Below are 17,792 nucleotides of genomic sequence, written 5' to 3'. Positions count from 1 at the left end.
GTCGGGAACCGGCGGTCAGTGCGCGGGTTCGGCGGCGATCGGGGCGATCGATCCGGCCGTCTCGTCAGTCTGCGTCTCGTTGTCTCCCGTCTCGTTGCCCGCGGTCCCGTCGTCGCCAGTTTCGTTGCCGGCGTCGGTCTCGTTGCCGTCGGACTCGTTGCCCGGATCGGTCTCCTCGAACTCGACCTCCTCGAGGTCGACGTCGATCGTCTCACCGTCGACGACCGCCGTCTCGGGGACCTCGGTCTGGCCCTCGTACTGCACGCCGGGCAAGGGCTGCTCGGGGTGCGGGCCGACGACGGACAGCGAGTACGAGCCGTTCGCCTCGACGTCGCTGTTCGTGGCGCCGTCCTCGACGCCGAGTTCGTCGTCGGTCGCGTACGGAACGGTCATTTCGAAGCTGCCGTCCTCCTGGACCGTCGCGGTCTGCTGGTACGTGAGCGAGCCCAGTCGCGAGTTCCGATCGAGTTCGACCGTCGCCCGGACCGTCGCGTTACCGTCCCGGAGGTGCTCGTCCTCGACGGTGCCGGTCAGCGTCGCGCCCTCGACGCGCTCGTAGGTCTTGATCGCGGCGGCCTGGCGCACGTCGAAGGGCTGGAGTTCCAGCTGCGGGATCTGCTGGAGGAAGCTGTACCGCTGCTGGATCTGCTGTGGGCCACCCCGCTGGTTCATGTAGATCTGGGGCTCCCACGCGGTGTCTTCCGGGGCCTCGACCTCGCCCTCTCCCTGCTGCTGGACCAAGCGATCGATCACGGTCCCGAGGTCCTCTGTCAGGACGTTGCCGGTCTGGGTGTTGACGATCGCGTAACTCGTGAACGCCATCACGTAGTCGTCGTTCTCGTGGACGAGCCGGTAGTGTTCCATCCCGCTGGCGTCGTCGAAGTACAGCCGGGCCTGCATCGTGTCGTGGTACGGCGCGTCGGAGGACGCGTTCTCGAGCGCGGAGACCGGGATCTGATCGCCCTCCTCGTAGCCGTCGGGCGTCACGTAGTGGCCGCGATCGGGGCCGGTCCACTGGGTGATCGCGCTGAACTTGCCACCGACCATCTGGTCGTCGATCATCACGTACCGGATCTCCTCGCCGCTCCCGTCGGAGTCGGCGACGATCGATTCGAGCTCTTCCTGGTCGTAGTCTCCCCAGTTGACGTCCGCGTCGGAGGCGATCGCGTCGAGGACCAGCTCCCCTTCCGCTTCGGATTCGGCGGTGAGATACGCCGACGAGGAGCGGGCGTTCTGCTGGAACGGGTTCGAGTGGGGGATCCGCTCGCCCTGGGTCGTTATCAGGTGGCCGTAGTCCCACCACGACATCACGCCGTAGGCCCCGTCGGGGTAGTCGTAGTCGCCATCGTCGGGATTGTAGGTGCCGTAGTAGTCGAGCTGGTCGGCGTTTTCGGCGTCGCCGTAGTTCCCCGGCTCGGGGGTGTTCTCCTCGAGCCAGTGGGTCGACTGCTCCCAGGTCATGGCGTCGCTGTGTGGGCCGGTGTTGTCGCCGCGCTCGACGACCCCCGCGCTGGCGAGCGGCGGGAGCAGCGGCGCGAACAGCAGGAGGACGACCATGAACAGGACGATGACCTGGTAGGTTTCGATCTGCCTGAGCGAATCGACGCCGCCCTGGACGTCGAGGTCGAAGATCCGCACGACGTCGGCGACGAAGACGGCGTTGACGACCGCCACCGCGAGCACGAGGTAGTACGCGAAGCGAATCTGCGTCGCGGCCATGCTGAGCAGGAACAGCGACCAGACGATGACCAGGGTGTACTCAGCGCGGAACTCGCGGCCGAGGAACGGCCGCACCGCGAGGAGTGCGAGGCCGGCGAGCATCGTGTAGAAGGCCGCGCCGAACTCCTCGAACGCGTACTCCGAGAGGAAGTTCTCCGGCGGCTGTGCCTCCTGGATGGTCAGCGTTCCCGTCGACGGATCGAGCGGGAGCAGACGGCTCGTGAGGTTCCCCATGAGGGTGCTGTACAGATCGGGGAGGGTGAGCCACATGACGGCTATCGCAGCGACGGCGATGCCGGCGATCGCGGCCGGATAGTACCGGCGTTCGAGATCACGGCTGTTCCACTCACGAGCGAGCCAGGCCATGAAGACACAGCCGACGGCGACGAGCAGTGCGGTGAGCGGCTGTAGGAAGCTGAAGTCCGTCGTCCCGAATCCCGATTGCTCGATCAGGAGCGCTGTCACGATGGTCGTGACACCGAGGCTCACGGCGCCGACGAATGCGACGTGATCCGGCGAGACGCCGCGAACGTAGTCCAGAGAGAGCTGGACGGCGAAGAAGACGCCGAAGATGCCGACGAGGACGATCGCCGCCGGCCAGACCCAGATGTACAGGGCGAGTGCGAACCCGGCGAGGGCACTGTAGATGGCCGGCCTGCGGAGGGCGTCCCAGTCTCGGTCTGCCACCAGTTCGTAGATCGGCTTTTCTTCCTCGCCCACGCGAAGCGCGACCATCATCGCGACGACCGCGATCGCCATGAACAGGACCTCGCCGACGTGGTGGTCGAGTTGCCCGACCGTCGAGCGGACGAAGAACTGGCCGGGCGCGAGCGCGAGGACGATCACGGAGACGATGCCGCCGATCGTGCCGCCGAGTCGCCGGCCCGCGTAGAAGACGGGGACGGCGACGAGGGCGGCCATAGCCGGAATGGCGAGCAGGGAGACCGTGTAGAGGGTCTCGGGCGACGGATCGCCGAGGCCGACGATCATCGCGACGGTGACGATGAGTTGATCGAACAGCGTCCCGAACTGCCCGACGTACTGGCCCGTCGGGAACCCGGTCCAGACCTCGTACGGCATCGTTCGCGGGTAGTTCTCCGCGGTCCACTGGATCGTTCGCCAGTGGTACCACGAGTCGACACCCGCGAGGGCGGGCGTCCCGTCGTCGGTCACGAACTCGCTGTAAGATTGGGTCCGTACCCAGAACATGAACAGCATCACGGCCCCGACGACGGGGATGTGATACCAGTCTCGCCACGTCTCGAGGAAGGACGTTTCCGTCCCCTCCTCGACGCGTTCGGTGTCCGTACTCATTGCCTTTCACGAGACCCAAGTCAAGAATAAGTCTTGTTATATACTTGTGGTCGTTTGATATCTGGTTCTATAATTGAGAACGTTTCTTTAATTTTTAGTTTTCTAATCATCAGTACATGGTCAGCCAAGTTTCCCCTCTGTGAGGCCTGAAACTACTAACTGACGATTATCAGCATCGAGGTGACTATGATGTCACTGAATCGTCAACCACGATTCTGCCTGTCCATTATTTGTACTGAACACGGCAACTAATACGGTTCCGGAACTGTAAGTAGGTCAAAGAAAATTGAGATGATGAAGAGATAAATGTGTATTAGTCAGCGGTGATGTCACAGTTGAGGAATCGATTGTAGACCAGTTTCCCGTGCTCCGTGATCGTAATCATCACTAGAGTGGCGGCACTGTCTAGTTAAGCGCTTTTGGCGTTGACCGACGATTTAGCGGCTGTCGCGGCACCGTTGGTGAAGGATGAAAGATCCACTCCTCGTGAGAAGTGTGTTGAAATAGTCGAATTTTCGCTGTTCGTCGATCGGGCCCTACTTATATCAGAGATTAGATGGTGGTGTCACAGGTTTCGTCACGCTTCACCGTTTCCACGTCTTGCGGTTTTCCTTATATAGACAGTGCCAGAGTGGCGCGATTATAGGAAGTCTAGTTGTTCAAAGCATCTGAGAGGATACCTTTGGCGGTGATGCGGAACGACTCGCTAATTACTGTAAGACTCCCGAAATAGATGAGTCCGCCAAGACCGACGAGGATCAACAGGTCTCCCCACCACGAAACCCCGGTGGTAGTGTGGAGGTGGTCGACAAGAACAAACATTACGGAGCCAGCGAACAGTTGAAAGCGCAAGGGTTGGGAAAACAGGGGCACGTCTGGAAGGTACTGTTTGATCATGTACGCAAGTGCCGTATACCGAACGACTTCGGAGATAATCGTTGCTCCCACGACGCCAAGGATCCCGTATTTGAGGAGCAAGAGGTAACCAAGACCGACATTCAGAATTAAAACAATTATTCCAATTCGCATGTTAATGTCTGGCCGATCTAGACCGGCCATTGTCGATTGAAGCTGAGCTGATTGCACTTTTAACACTCGGAAGAAGGCTAACCCAACGAGAACCAATCCAATACCAGTGTACTGTGACCCGAATATTGTCTCTACCAGAGTGTTCGGCATCGCAGCAGCACCGAAGAAAATCGGTATTGCGAGAACGCTCGCATAGCCGAGCGAATTCGTAACATCGGTAACCACCGCTGACTTGTCGTTTCTGCTCCAGTGTTCGCTTACTCGAGCCATCAACCCTTTTGACGTAACAGCACCGATAAACGTTCCTGCTAAAGTGAGTTGCATTGCAACTTGGTAGTCGCCAACTGCCGACGATGTGAGAAGTGCGCCGAGAAGAAGTATGTCGAAGCGCGACTGAGCAGTTCCGATAAAACCATTCGGAATACTATACTTGGCATAGGATGCAATACTAAATAACGATTCTCTGGTAGGAAGTACTGGTTTGACGTGAATACGGTAGATGACGTAAGGGACAGTCAACGCAGTCGCAAGAGTTAGCCCGTATACCATTCCAGCGGTTCCGAACCCAAGAGTGATAAATACTAGTTGCAGGGGAGTTGTGAAGAGTGATCGAAGTGTGTCGGACCATTCAGCGGCAGAAAAATTCGAACGTGCCGAGAGAATTCTATTTGTAACTGCAAAAAAACAAATAATGGTGAAGAGTGTGGAGAACGGAATAAATAACCCAGTGAGATCGTAAATGTCCGTAAAATAGTGAAATGTATACACAATAGGCAACATGATGAGTGGGAGCAACACTGCACCGAATAGCCCTGAACCAAGTGCCTCTGCCGTCGGAAAACCCGTTTCGGAAATTCGTTTTTTACAGGCTCCTCCCCATCCAGTTACGGGGTTATCGAGGACATGGACGAGCGTTAGGACGACGTAGAACGTTCCGTAGCCACTCGGTCCTAGTACTCGAGCAAAGATCACGGAACCAGCAAAGCCGATGGCGGCCATAGCGAACTTTGCGAGGACGCCTCGTGAGATTTCGAGCCCGAAGTCTGCCTCACCGACGTTCATATGTAACCGAGATTTTTGAGATGCTCTTCGTCGATATCGATTTGTTCATCAGCTATTGTTCCGTTCTTTACGTGCTCATCAATCCAGTCGACGACATCAAAGACGTCGGCCGGAACATCGGTAGTGGTTGAACTCGCGTATGCACGCCAAGAATGCGAGCCTGGACTCCCGTCTCTGTCGGTTGGCCTATAGAAAGAGGTACACATTCCGTGGTCGCTCAATAGAAGGAGATTGTCATCCGGATTGAGAATTTGTACAAGTTCGTCTACAAAACCAGCGACTCGTTGGTAGATCCGTTGGAGCGATTCCTCGTCCTCGGCGTATGCGTGACCTGCAGCATCAAGGGTATGGATATGAACGCCTGCAAGCGCAACATTGTGGTGAAGCATTTCTCGAACCCACCCAAACTGCTGGGCAGCAAGTCCGAGGAGCTCCTGTTCGAATTCGTGTTTCGGCTTGCCTTCAGCAACTGCGTTCATCAGGTCCCATGCCCGTTGTAGATCACTGCCATCGTGGACACCCGGCCAATTGTGCACGACTGCTCCATCACGATCGAATATCGATTCGACGTCAGTCTCCCCGATCTGTTCGCGCTCGCCGGTCTTCTCGCGAACGAATCGGCCGAGCGTCCCGCGTGTCGATTCGTCCAGTCTCCCAGTAAACCGCGAAGCGAACTCAAAAATCGAATTGTTCCACTCGCTCGTGCCAGAACCAGTTATGCCGTGTTCATCCGGTCCAAGCCCTGTAGCTACCGTTGCCCATACTTCAGGGGTATAGGGATTGTCTTTACTGTGGGCAAATGTTTGAATTTGCTTACTCGACTCGAGTTCAAACTCAGTCGCATCAAAGTACTCTACGAGACCCGCATCTAGTGCGTCGAGGGCGAGAACTACGACAGTCATGCGTATCCGAGGTCCTCCAAGTCCTCCTTAAGCGCATCCTCCTTGACCACGCTACCGGGTTCGAACCGATCGAGTGCCCGCTCCAAACTCGGATCTTCGGTGGGCTCGTTGCTGTCGAATGATATAACTCCCTTATCAGTTGCTATGTTGTTGGCATTCATTGCCGCTTTCTTCACCCCATAGGTTGCGAAGGCAACGTCACGGTCCAATTCTCCCAGTCCGTATTCAGATCCCAGTAGTATTGACGGTACATCAAGGAGCGATACGACGCCACCGATTTCTGGAGCATTTTTCGTTCCAAACGGAACGCGAAGAAGTTCAGGCCGCATTTCTCCCGGATGCCCCCACATTCCGTCTTCACCTAGAAGTTCTCCGTGATCGGCACAGAACACGACTCGCGTGTCGTCTGGAATCGCTTTCCAGAGCATATCCAGCTTCTTGTCAAGTTCAGCTACTTCCAATCGATAGAGTTCGCGAACGCGCTCTTGATCTGACTCGCCGCCGCTCCCAGCAAGAACCTTACGTGTGAGTCTCTGCGCCTGAGCACGGCTCATTTCGCTACCGTCTGGGTCGTACGGATGGTGTGGTTCCATAAAATGCAACCAACCGAACCACTCTTCTCGGTTGTCGATCTCTGAGTCAAACTGAGAGATAATCTTCTCAGCAGACCGAAAGGATTTCTCGACGTCACCAGATAGGTTCGTAAGTCGCTGGTAGTGGCTCCAGCCCCAAGAGGCAAGCCGGTACGCAAACGAGCCGCGAGTAAGGTAGATAGCGGCTTTGTCCTTGATCGAGTCACCACCGCCTTTCGGCGAGTTGAACACATCGAACCCCTCGTCGTAGCCGTACTCCTCTGAGAGAAGATGATTGGTCGTTAAGCCTACGCTGTACTCGTCAAAACGAGTTGCAATGCTTGTTCCAGTGAGCCCAGCCCCATTTGCGAACTCCCCGCCAATAATCCCTGGAAAACTGCCGATCGTCGCCGTCGAGGGGGCGAATGCACGGTTGTGGTTCATGTCAAGAAAGGTTAATGTGTTCGGCATATACTCGAAGTGGTCGTGACGAAGCGAGTCCACAGTAACCAGGAGGGTCTTCATCAGTAATCCCTTTTTGAGCCAAGGGATTTGAAGATGTCTCTTTTATCTTCTCGGATGTTTTCACAACATATAATCAACCAATTTTCACAGCCTATTTGGGGGGTATCGATACTTAATCGCTGTATTATGCCCCTTACAAGTATCCGAGCTCTTTGAGGGGTTCACGAGCCATGCCGAGAGATGTAGTATCACGATTACCATCGTGATCGGATTTCTGCTCCTCTAACCATTCTCGAACATCATAGATATCTTTTGGTAACGGTTTGCTCTCGGTTGTTCCGAACATAGCTTGCCAACCGTGTGAACCCGGCCCTTTGTCGCCATCTATCCATCCAACCACCATTCCGCGATCAGAGAACACCACAAGCCGATTAACGTAGTCACAATCCTTACCTAGCATCTCGTCAACGTTCTCTCCGACCCGCGATTCGAAGTAGTGGATTGTTCCACTCTTGTCGCTCTCCTGTTAACCTCATTCCATGGTCGCGGGGATGACACCAGTCGCAACGGAAGTCCAGACTTCCAAGGTCACTACACCCCTTTTTCGAGTACGAGAACGTTTTTAATTATCGGTGCTTGTCAAGAAGAACGTTCTTGCAGTTCTATTTACCGGCTATAGTAGCCACTGAAACGATTTACACACTGATCGCAAAGCTGTCCTGCGATCAGGTGTGCATTGACTTTCAGTGGCTACTATAGTTGGTAGTCGACAGCATCAAGCGCTATGACGCATAATGTTTCCTCAGGCATATCCCAGATCTTCTAAGTGGTCCAATACGGCGTCGTCTATATCATCTTCCTCATCAATGTAATGCTTCTCCAAACTCGAAACGAGGTCAGATAAATGGCTGCCAGGATCGTCGTAGGGCGACTCGCCGTATTCTCTGTACCCGTCGAACGTTTCGTGGTAGTAGTACTTGTGGCACGCGAACCCCGAGAGTTCCTGACGGAGGTGTTCAATATTGACGATGTCCTTGTTTAACAGCGACTGGTAGTGTCGTTCTGAGATGCCGTGATATTCGGTAAGACACTTCGCATCATCAAGTTCGGTCCTGAGGTCACGGCCTCGCGTGTCTGCTGGATCGATATCGGCGATTTCAAGAACGGTACGGTAGATATCGAGCAAGTTTACGCTCTCGCTCCGGCGTTCGGCATCATTTTCGCCGGTCCAGACAACGAGAGGAATGTGAGTCAACTCAGGATATATGCCGTACATATGCTCCCATGCATCGTGTTCACCTAGGAGTTCGCCGTGATCTGACACGGTAATGATAATATCGAAGGCTTCACGTAGTTCTGTAAACATCTTTTGATACATGTCCGAAAGGTAGCGCACTTCGTCATGGTATGCCTGCCTGATGTGATCTGGGTTTGAATTAACCTCAGTGAAAGTAGCTTCAAGACCTCGTATTTCTGGTGGCTCGACAGTCTGATACTCCGCTGGGGCGGAGTACGGAGAGTGCGCTTCCATCAGGTTTGCGAAGAAGAACTCTTCATCACCAAAGTCCGTGTTCTCAATAAGTTCCAGCGCCGACTGTGCACCATCATCGACAGTTGACTTTCCGTAACCCAGATCGCGCAGTTTGAGCAACCCGCCACGCTTCAGTGATGGGATAGTTTTGCAGTCGCCCATGACGCACTCCCAGATTGCTTTCAGGTAGCGTGACGCGCCGTCCTCACGATGTTTCTCGATAAACACGTCCCAGTCAAACAGGTTATCGTCCATGGCGTTCAACCGCCAACTCCCCTTGAACTGATCAAATCCGCGGTCAAATGAGAACTGCGAAGAGATATTTGGATTGGCACTGAATGCGCGGGTAGTATATCCCGCTCGAGAAAATCGTTCGGGGAGCACTTCTTCGTCCACATCAAGCATCTGTGCGCCGCGGTAGACCCCTGCTTCGCTCGCATACTTGCCTGTAAACAGCGACGCGTGTGCAGGCACCGTCCAGTGACTCGTTGACCACGCATTCTCGAACTGCTGGCCGGGTAACCAGTCAAAGTGTTCATCAAACGTATCTTTCCGAAGCGTGTCCAATACAATAAGTGCAATATTAGTCATGATCAGGTACGGATGCGGTCAACGGCGTCCCAGAAACCCCATCGCCACAACCAGTCATTAAAACGACCAAGGAGGGTATTGGGTAAAATAATTTTGTTATACTTGCCCGGATACCCGGCTTGCAGCCGATTTTCATTCCCCTTATCAATCCTTGCGCGTGGTTTGTTTGGGTGGATCATTTCTACATTAGCAAGGAACATACAGTGTCCCTCAGCATCTCGCTCCATCCGCCAGCCGAACTCAGTGTCATCCCGCCATCCGGCGTAATCGCTATCGAATCCACCGACAGCTAATGCTTCCTTTCGGTTGAACGCAAGGTTGCATCCTACGTACTTCCGCTTACCGTCATATGTGCGACCACCACGAACGCTCCCCTCCAGACATACCAGTTGGGGATTGGCCTCAAAGGCTGCAACGATGCGCTCTACCCACACTGCTGGTGGCCGACAATCGTCATCAGTTAGCGCGACGATCGGTGCTGACGCTGCCTCAATGCCGGCATTGCGCGCCTCACAGATGTCTTTCTCCGGGTCGTTCACTACGATGACCTCAACAGCGTCGTGTGTCTGATTGTGAAGATCGTCAACCACCTGGTCGTGACTGTTCACAGGGAGCGTCGGGATCACGATTGTGATGTCGGGGTCGTCGTGAGTAATCGGACGCTCGACATTCATTCGTTTGTCACCTTTGAAACGATGTGCCGCAATCCCGTCTCGAACTCCTTGTACCGATATCGTCTGGCACGATCTTGGATCTCGTCTCCGTCATAAATGCTCGCGTCGAACTCTTGGACCGCTTCTCGTATCGACTCGGCAGTTGGCTCAAATAGTTCTCCGGTGATCCTCTGTTCGACCTGATACTTTGTGAACCCCTCATCTACACCTAACAACGGTTTTCCTGCCATCATGGCTTCTGCTCCAACCATGCCAAAGTCCTCATTCTTTGGCGCATACACGACTGCAGTCGCCTTCGCGACCAGCGATTCGATGTCCTCGACGAACCCTCGGATTTCGATGTTATCGTAGCCACGTGCCATGCGTTCGAGCTTTTCGCGCTGTTCACCATCGCCAGCCACAACGAGTTTTTCATCCAGTTCGGTAAACGCCTCTACGATCAGATCAATTCGCTTCTCAGGCGCGAGGCGCGACCATGTGACGAAGTAACCGTCGTCACCCTCGTTACGCCACTCCCCTGTTATAGGTGGATAGACAACCTCTGCATCCCGATCGTAGTAGCGTCGAATGCGATCCCGGATAAGTTCGCTGTTGGCGACGAACGTGTCCACGTAGTCGTTCGCCTCCTTGTCGAGCGCACGCCACCACTTTGCGTAGGCTTTCAATATGAACCGAATCCCAGAGTAGTCGAACGACGACATACGGTCGCGGAATAGGTCATACAACCAGCGCGGCGGGCTATGAGGATAGTGGACGACTCGTTGGTCAGTGGTCGGGACGTAATTCTTACTGAGCGGTGCACTGGAGAGAACCACATCATAATCTACGAGCTCAGGGTGAGCGTCTGTCATGTCCATCGCGACGCTCAATGTCTCGAGTGGATTCGAACCTTCGTTCCGCCACGCGAGAATCCGCTGAGAGAGACCGCCTGTGTACTTCTTCTGTCGTATTGGAATGACCTCCACGTTGTCTGGAATCTCTGTTCCTGGGTAAACATACATTGTGTATACCGGCGCATTTAGCACTCGAGCTGCCTCGATAGCGAACTTTTCCCCACCACCGATTCCTGGGAATCGATCGTGGAGAATTGCTACTGAAACGTCCTGATCCTTGAGATCATCCGTCATTGTAGTTGCCTCCTTGTTCCAACGTGAATTCGGTTCTTCATTCGAACGCCTCCCGCAACTCCGAATCGACATCCCACGTTCCGTCCGAGTCGCCAATTAACAGTTCTACGCTGGCCCGTAGCAGCGACACTTGTGTGTCGAATATTGAGTACAGCGTCTGTACAGGCCCGAGTAAGTCACGCTGTCCGAGAAATACGAATACACTGATTGCCACCGGAACCGCCAGCCCGCCGATCCCAAACAGGGAAAGGGCCGCGCCGGTCCAAATCACGATCGTCACCGCGAGCAGCCACGGCGAGACGATCATGAACCACCAGTTGAACGGCAACACCACGCGTCCGTACTTGCCGTACCTGCCGATCGCGTCTCGGTGCTGCACTAGCAACCGAATCAATCCCATTCCGCGGCGATCCTTCTGCTTTCGCCGCTTGACGAACTCAGAGTGACTGGCCTCCATGTACTGGACGGCGGGATCGAAGAGCACGCGATCGCCCTGGCGCCGAATCTTCAGCGCGAGTTCGGTGTCGTCGGCCAGCGAGTTCGGATCGATCGGAAGCAGTGCGTCGTTCTCAAACGCAGAGAAGGGGCCATGAAAGATGAGCGTAGAATCGAGGTGTGACTCTAACTGCTGGATGTGACTCTGGACGCCACGGTAGCCGGATTCGACCTCACTCCCGCCTAACACCTCCACGTTCCGGCCAGTCACCGCCGCGACGTCGTCGTCCGCGAGATTCGCGGCGGCTTCCCGGAGCACGTCCGGCGAGAGTTTGGAATCGCAGTCGGTCTTCACGACCATCTCGTTCGATGCAGCCTCGTAGGCGTCGTTGAGCGCCGGCGCGAGCCCGCGACGCTCGTCCTCTTCCAGCAGCACCAGTTCCGGGGCATCCATGTCCGCGAAGTAGTTGCGGATGAGTTCTCGGGTGTCGTCGGTCGACGAGTCGACGACGACGAGTTCGACCTTTTCCATCGGATAGTCGAGTTCGAGCAGATCGTCGAGTTTCGTTTCCACAATCTGTGCTTCATTATACGTCGGGAGAACGATACTCACCGTTGGTTCTGCGGGTTCTTTGTCAGCGGGTGAGCCCTGCGGTCGAATCCACGCATATAGTCCGAGGTAGCAGATATAGGGGACGGCTGTCACGAAAAGAAGCGAGACGGCAGCCACCGCAAGCAGGTTCATGGTCGGCATTGATAGCGTTCGATAAAAACCTCTTCGGCATCCGGCCAGCCTCGGGCGTGGATCGATCCAGGCGCTACCAGAAAGACCGACTCACAGACTGGCTCGGCCATCATTCGATCGAGACCGAACGAAACAACTGACGCAGAATCGATGGTGGTCACTTCACGTCCCAGACTTGCATCGCTGGCGTCTCGCAGTTGTTGCAGACCACGGCGTCGTTTCCCTTGTACTGATTACGAACGAGCAATCCACTATCGCAGAACGTGCAGGCCGTATCTTCGAGCTGGTCGAGAGGGGAAGGTTCTGCGGCGTCGACGGCATGATCGGAAACGGATTCCATCTGAGTGAGCGACTGTCTGCATAGAACAAATATCTTCTGTCCGAGGGAATCAATCACATTCCGATCCGGATGGACGGCTGGCGGATCGACGTAGGGTATCCGGAGGATCGCGATCGGGCGGAAGAACGTCTCACCGAACCCGCCATCGCACAGGCGGAGTGAGGAGTCGATCGCGGGGACCGTCGAGAAGACGGAGTTGCCGCGATCGCGCGGCTGGACGGCCACGGGACCGATCGAACTACTCGAGAAACCGCTCCTGAACGTCTCCAGTCGGCATCAGACACTGCTCTTTCTTGCCGAACATGCGGTAGCGGTTGGCGGCGACGAAATCGTACAGTCCGTCCCGAATCGATCGCGGCACGACTCGAAACGGTGCCAGGAGTGCGTAGATGCCGCCGAGGATCGTGGCGATCCGGATGACCGCATCGGACTTGACGTAGCAGTCGTCGCCCTCGATCAGCACGATCGATTCGAGTTCGTCGGTCGGGAGGCCGTGGTCGGCCAGTAACTGCGTTCCGACCTCGGACTGGAGCGACGCGAAGTAGAACTGCTCCTCCGTGTCCCGCGGCACGAGGAACTGCACGAACCCGTTACAGAGGTTGCAGACGCCGTCGAAGAGCACGATCGGGTCCTCGTCCGGAATCTCGTCGCCCATCGGCTTGCAGTTGGCAGCCTCGATAGTTCAGTATTCCGATCGTGCAGTTCGAGCGAGGTGGCCCAGTGTCGAACGCCCCGATCGCACACGCCGACGCGGTCGTCAGCCGTGACCGTCGGTTCGCTCGGCCGTGACCCGGGGTCCCAAGGTGAAACGATCTCTTTACTGTTCAACAAGCTTATACCGGTCTGCTCGAGAGTCGTGACAGACGGACGACCATCACAATGACACCGGATCGGCAGCGCCGCTCTTCAGCGCGGAATCGCGTCGCAGATATCGTGGATCGAATCGCAGCGGGCATCCAGCGGCGGTTCGAGATCGATCGCAGAGCCCTGGCCGCATTCCGAATCGCGCTCGGCACGCTACTGATCGTCGATCTCCTCCGACGGGCGCGAAAGCTCGAGGACTTCTACACGGATTCCGGCGTGCTCCCCCGGGAAGCGCTGTTCGCGGACTACTCGGCACCCTACACGTATTCCCTGCACGCAGTCTCTGGCGAGGTATGGGCCCAGGCCCTCCTGTTCTGCGTTGCGGGAGTCGTCGCTCTCGCGTTGCTCGTCGGCTATCGAACGCGGACCGCGACGATCGTCTCGTGGCTCCTCCTGGTATCGCTTCACCTCCGAAATCCGATGGTGCTCAACTCCGGCGACGTCCTGTTGCGAATGCTCCTGTTCTGGGGGATCTTTCTGCCCCTCGGCTCGCGGTGGGCTGTCGACACCTGTCGGATCGATCGGGATGCACTGCGTCCGACCGTGGTCTCAGTGGGAACGATGGCGGTCCTCCTCCAGGTCCTTCTCATGTACGTGACCAACGCCATCCACAAGACCCAGAGCGACCTGTGGATGAGCGGCGAGGCGGTCGTCCACATTTTTCAGGCGGATCACCTCACGTATCTGCTGGGCAACGTCCTCGCGGGACAGAACCTCCTGTTGCAGGCGTTCACGTACGCGTGGATGATCCTCATCGTTCTGTCTCCGCTACTCGTTCTCTCGACAGGGCTCAAGCGCGCGTCGATCGCGTCGCTGTTCGTCGGGATGCACCTCGGGATGCTCGTCACGCTCCGGATCGACCTGTTTCCCCTGATCGTCGTTGCAGGGCTGGTGCTGTTTTACCCGCCCCGCGTCTGGAATGGGGCCACCGCGGTGGCCGCGCGAATCGGAGTCGACGTCCCACTTCGTCGGAGTCTGGACCGACTTCAGGCCACAGTCCCCGTTCTCCCGGTTCCTGGTCCCAGCGAGCTGGACGTGACTCGACCGGACGTGCCGTCGTTTTCGGCCGTCGCCACTCGGGGCCGCGTCCTGTTCGCGACGGTGATCCCGTGGGTCCTGCTCGTCCTCGTCGTGCTCTCGAACGCGGAGGCAGTCGGCTACACCGAGGTCCCCGAGACGGGCGAGGACGTCCTCGACACGGTACGGGCCGATCAGAGCTGGCGGATGTTCGCACCCAATCCGACCTCGACGGCACGGTGGCTCGTCGTCCCGGGTGAACTGGAAGACGGGTCGAAAGCCGACGTCCTGCACGACTCGGACGTCGACTGGGACCGGCCCCCGTCGGTCGATGCGACCTACGACACTGCACGCGAGCGAAAGTACGTGTCGAACATGCGGTACGCCGGCAACGAAAAGCACCGATCGTACTTCGCGAACTACCTCTGTGAGCGCTGGAACGCCTCACACGAGACGAACGTCGAGTCGCTCACCGTCTACGGACTGACGGATCGATCCGGCCCGTACGAGGAATCCCCGGACGTCGCCAGATACGAACTGCTCGAGTACGACTGTTCGGGCGAGTTCGTCCAGAACGGGAACACCTGACTCCGCCGATCACTCGACAACTGTAACCGCACCATCCGGTACGTACGCTTTCAGATCGTCGATCGCGTCCCGGGCAGCCGTGCGCGTCCCGTAGGTCTGCGTGCTCTCTAACAGCACCGTGTCGTGCTCGGCGACCAGTCGCCAGGCCCACTCCTCGTCGTCCGCGTACAGTTCGAACGAGGGGCTGTCGATCGTGAACACGCTCGCCCGATCGACCAGCCGTCGAACGTCCGAAACGGCGTCGCGAGCGGTCGCCTTCGTCGCGTACCGTTCCGAGCCGGTCGCCACGACCTGGCCGTCCTCGTCGCGAAGCTGCCACTGCCAGCGATCGTCCGCGGTCGCGACGAGGTCGAACGACGCGTCCCCAAACGTGACTGGGTCGGCAAGCGGCGCAAGCCGGCGAACGTCGTCGATGGCCGCCACGAGCGCCGACCGGCTGTCGGCGCTGTCGGCCGCGGTGGCGAGGATCTCGCGATCCCGGTCGACGAGGTCCCAGTGCCAGCCATCGCCGTCCCCGCCGTCATCATCGTGGCCGCCCGCGCCGTCCCCACCGCCCACGCGGATCGCGGCGTCCTCGATCGTGAAGATCGGTCCCTCCTCGGCGTGGGCCGTGAGCGTCTCGACCGCCTCCAGTGCCGTCTCCCGATCGGGGTACGTCCCCCGCCCGTCGGCGAGTTCTTCCCGGTCGCGATCGAGCAGGCGCCAGTGCCAGTCGCCGCCGTCGTAGAGCTGGATCGCGACCTCGTCGATCGTCGCGTCGTCGGCGGCCGCCGCGGTCTCGCGAACGGTCGACAGCCGTTCGACGAGGGCGTCCCGGGTCGGGTGGGACGTGGCGGCGATCGCGACGGGCTCGCCCGTCGGGAGGACGAACCGCCAGTGCCAGTCGTCGGCCCCGGAGACCTGGAAGATCGGCCGATCCATCGTGCGGACGTCGGCCTCGAGGTGGTCGAGCAGCCGGGTCATCGCGCGGCGGGCGGCCTCCCGGGTGGGATGGGTGTCGGGATCCTCGGCGACGAGTCTGCCGGCGCCGTCGATCAGCCGCCAGCCCCACTCGTCGTCCGGGGTGACGAACAGTTCGAACGCGGGCGTCTCGATCTCCAGGACGTCGGCGTCGGGGGCCTGCTCTTTCAGCGTCAGCATCGCCTCCGCGGCCTCGCCCCGGGAGGCGTGTTCCGCGCCGCTGTCGGCGAGGACCGTTCCGTCCTCGTCGAGCAGCCGCCAGCGCCACTCGCCGGCGTCGCTCTCGTAGACGCGAAACGCCGCGTTTTCGAACTCGATGAACTCGGCGTCGCGGGCCTGCTCGCGCACCCGCTCGATCGCCTCCTGGGCAGCCTCGGCGTCGGCGCAGGGGTCGGAACTCGCCGCGATCACGTCGCGGTCGCCGGTCACGAGCCGCCAGTGCCAGGCGGACCCGGAGTCGGACGTCTCGACGGCGTCGTCAGACGTCACCGTGGCCGTTTCTGGAGTCGCCGTGCCCGCCCCGTCCGCGACGGCGGTGGATCGACTGTCGGTCCCGGCTACCGGTGCGGTTCGCCCCTCGTCACCGTCGGCGGCGACGGGGTACACCTCGTACTCCGCGGCCTCGATCTCGACGATATCGGCGTCCCGGGCGGTCCCTTCGAACCGTTCGATGGCCCGGTCCGTCCCGCTCCGTGCGGACGTGCCGGCCGCCGATCGGGCGACCACCCGATCGGTGCCGTCGACGAGTCGCCAGTGCCACTGCCCGCCGGTCCGGTACCGCTCGAAGGCGGGTTCGCCCGCGTCGATCACCGCGGCGGATTCGAGCGCCGGGAGCACCGCGTCCGCGGCGCGCTCGGCGTCGCGGCGGGTGTCGAACGTCCCGGTCGAGTCGGCGACGACGGCGTCCGCGTCGTCGACCAGCCGCCACGCCCAGCCGTCCTCGCGATCGTACAGTTCGGCGCCGACGTGGTCGATATCGAGGAGGTCTGCCTGGGCGACCAGGTCCGAGACCGTCTCGGCGGCCTCGTCGGCGCGGTCGCGACTCTCGTAGCCGGTGGCGCTCTCGGCGAGCGGGGTTCGATCGCTGGCGGCCAGTTGCCAGTGCCAGCCGTCGTGACGCTCATCGAACGTGAACGCGCCGCCCTCGATGTCGACGAGGTCCGCGTCGGGGCCGTGATCTCGCAGGAAATGTACCGCCGATTCGGCGGCCTCGCGCTCGTCGAACGCCTGGGGGGCGACACCGACGCGACTGCCGCCGGCGCGGTCCAGCGTCCACCGCCAGGTGTCGTCCCGATCGGCGGACAGTCGGAACGCCGCCTCGGGGACCTCGTGGCAGTCGGCGGCCTCGATCGCCGCCTGCAACCGCTCGACCTGCTCCGTCGCCGCCGACCGCGACGCGGCCCGGTCCGTGCTCTCCGCGCGTCTCTCGAGGTGCAGGACGGACCACGTCCAGTCGCCGGTTTCGTCCTGGACCACCGCGACCTGGGCGCTCTCGGTGGCGTCTCCGGTCGGGGTCGCTGGCGCTACGGACGTCTCGTCCGCTGGTCCGACGACCGTCCGTTTCGCGGCCAGGAGGAGCGCGAACGTGAGAATGCCCAGAACGATCGCGATGCCGATCACGATGGCGATCACCTCGGTGTCCAACTCCGTCACCTGGGCCAGCCAGCCGGTAGAGAGCACCCCGATCGACGCGATCCCGAACCCGCAGAGCAGGCGGCCCAGCCTGTCGCTCGTGGGCTGGAGGTGAGGCGTGCGCTCCCGACGGGCACGTTCGGCGAGTCGCCAGCGATGTACGGAACGCGCGAAACCCATTCGTACCAGCCCGGATCACTGACTGACCCATAATAATGAGCGACG

12 protein-coding genes and 1 pseudogene are annotated in these 17,792 nt (G+C 58.9%); 2 read left to right on the top strand and 11 right to left on the bottom strand.

What is annotated here, in order from left to right:
* Positions 1-15 precede the first annotated feature (15 nt).
* The 9 genes from MUN73_RS08610 to MUN73_RS22690 form a co-directional block, all read right to left on the bottom strand.
* Complete coding sequence (locus MUN73_RS08610; protein WP_250140052.1) at positions 16-3,033, bottom strand: oligosaccharyl transferase, archaeosortase A system-associated; 3,018 nt, start codon at positions 3,031-3,033, stop codon at positions 16-18.
* Positions 3,034-3,684: 651 nt separating this feature from the next.
* Positions 3,685-5,124 carry a lipopolysaccharide biosynthesis protein gene (locus MUN73_RS08605; protein ID WP_250140051.1) on the bottom strand — a complete coding sequence of 480 codons (1,440 nt, stop codon included), beginning with the start codon at positions 5,122-5,124 and terminating at the stop codon, positions 3,685-3,687.
* Complete coding sequence (locus MUN73_RS08600; RefSeq protein ID WP_250140050.1) at positions 5,121-6,026, bottom strand: alkaline phosphatase family protein; 906 nt, start codon at positions 6,024-6,026, stop codon at positions 5,121-5,123. Before MUN73_RS08600 ends, MUN73_RS08605 begins: the two co-directional genes overlap by 4 nt.
* On the bottom strand, positions 6,023-7,123 hold the full coding sequence (locus MUN73_RS08595; protein WP_250140049.1) for a sulfatase-like hydrolase/transferase: 1,101 nt from the start codon (positions 7,121-7,123) through the stop codon (positions 6,023-6,025). The genes MUN73_RS08600 and MUN73_RS08595 overlap by 4 nt, the downstream gene beginning before the upstream one ends.
* A 742-nt stretch (positions 7,124-7,865) precedes the next feature.
* Positions 7,866-9,185: a sulfatase-like hydrolase/transferase gene (locus MUN73_RS08590; RefSeq protein WP_250140048.1), complete on the bottom strand. Its 1,320-nt coding sequence runs from the start codon at positions 9,183-9,185 to the stop codon at positions 7,866-7,868.
* 2 nt (positions 9,186-9,187) lie between these two features.
* Complete coding sequence (locus MUN73_RS08585) at positions 9,188-9,859, bottom strand: glycosyltransferase family 2 protein (RefSeq protein WP_250140047.1); 672 nt, start codon at positions 9,857-9,859, stop codon at positions 9,188-9,190.
* Entirely contained in the window at positions 9,856-10,986 is a 1,131-nt protein-coding gene (locus MUN73_RS08580; RefSeq protein ID WP_250140046.1) for a glycosyltransferase, read from the bottom strand. Before MUN73_RS08580 ends, MUN73_RS08585 begins: the two co-directional genes overlap by 4 nt.
* Before the next feature lie 37 nt (positions 10,987-11,023).
* Positions 11,024-12,166 (bottom strand): glycosyltransferase, encoded by a 1,143-nt coding sequence (locus MUN73_RS08575; protein WP_265339163.1) that lies wholly within the window; start codon positions 12,164-12,166, stop codon positions 11,024-11,026.
* A 157-nt stretch (positions 12,167-12,323) separates the two neighbouring features.
* Positions 12,324-12,506 (bottom strand): HVO_A0556 family zinc finger protein, encoded by a 183-nt coding sequence (locus MUN73_RS22690; RefSeq protein WP_321575763.1) that lies wholly within the window; start codon positions 12,504-12,506, stop codon positions 12,324-12,326.
* A gap of 60 nt (positions 12,507-12,566) precedes the next feature.
* On the opposite strand from MUN73_RS22690, the pseudogene MUN73_RS08570 reads away from it, so the two are divergent.
* A pseudogene (locus tag MUN73_RS08570) lies at positions 12,567-12,668 on the top strand (UTP--glucose-1-phosphate uridylyltransferase); the annotation flags it as partial.
* Positions 12,669-12,744: 76 nt separating this feature from the next.
* Here the strand turns inward: MUN73_RS08570 and MUN73_RS08565 are convergent.
* On the bottom strand, positions 12,745-13,161 hold the full coding sequence (locus tag MUN73_RS08565) for a thiol-disulfide oxidoreductase DCC family protein (protein WP_250140044.1): 417 nt from the start codon (positions 13,159-13,161) through the stop codon (positions 12,745-12,747).
* A 224-nt stretch (positions 13,162-13,385) separates the two neighbouring features.
* Between MUN73_RS08565 and MUN73_RS08560 the strand changes: the two genes are divergently transcribed.
* Positions 13,386-14,975, top strand: coding sequence for an HTTM domain-containing protein (locus tag MUN73_RS08560; RefSeq protein ID WP_250140043.1), 1,590 nt, complete (start codon positions 13,386-13,388; stop codon positions 14,973-14,975).
* Positions 14,976-14,984: 9 nt separating this feature from the next.
* Here the strand turns inward: MUN73_RS08560 and MUN73_RS08555 are convergent, their stop codons facing one another.
* Complete coding sequence (locus MUN73_RS08555) at positions 14,985-17,747, bottom strand: YegP family protein (protein ID WP_250140042.1); 2,763 nt, start codon at positions 17,745-17,747, stop codon at positions 14,985-14,987.
* Positions 17,748-17,792: the final 45 nt, after the last annotated feature.

The organism is Halosolutus amylolyticus (assembly GCF_023566055.1).
In the GTDB taxonomy this organism is placed as follows: Archaea; Halobacteriota; Halobacteria; order Halobacteriales; family Natrialbaceae; genus Halosolutus; species Halosolutus amylolyticus.
This window is presented reverse-complemented; position numbering and strand designations above follow the sequence as displayed.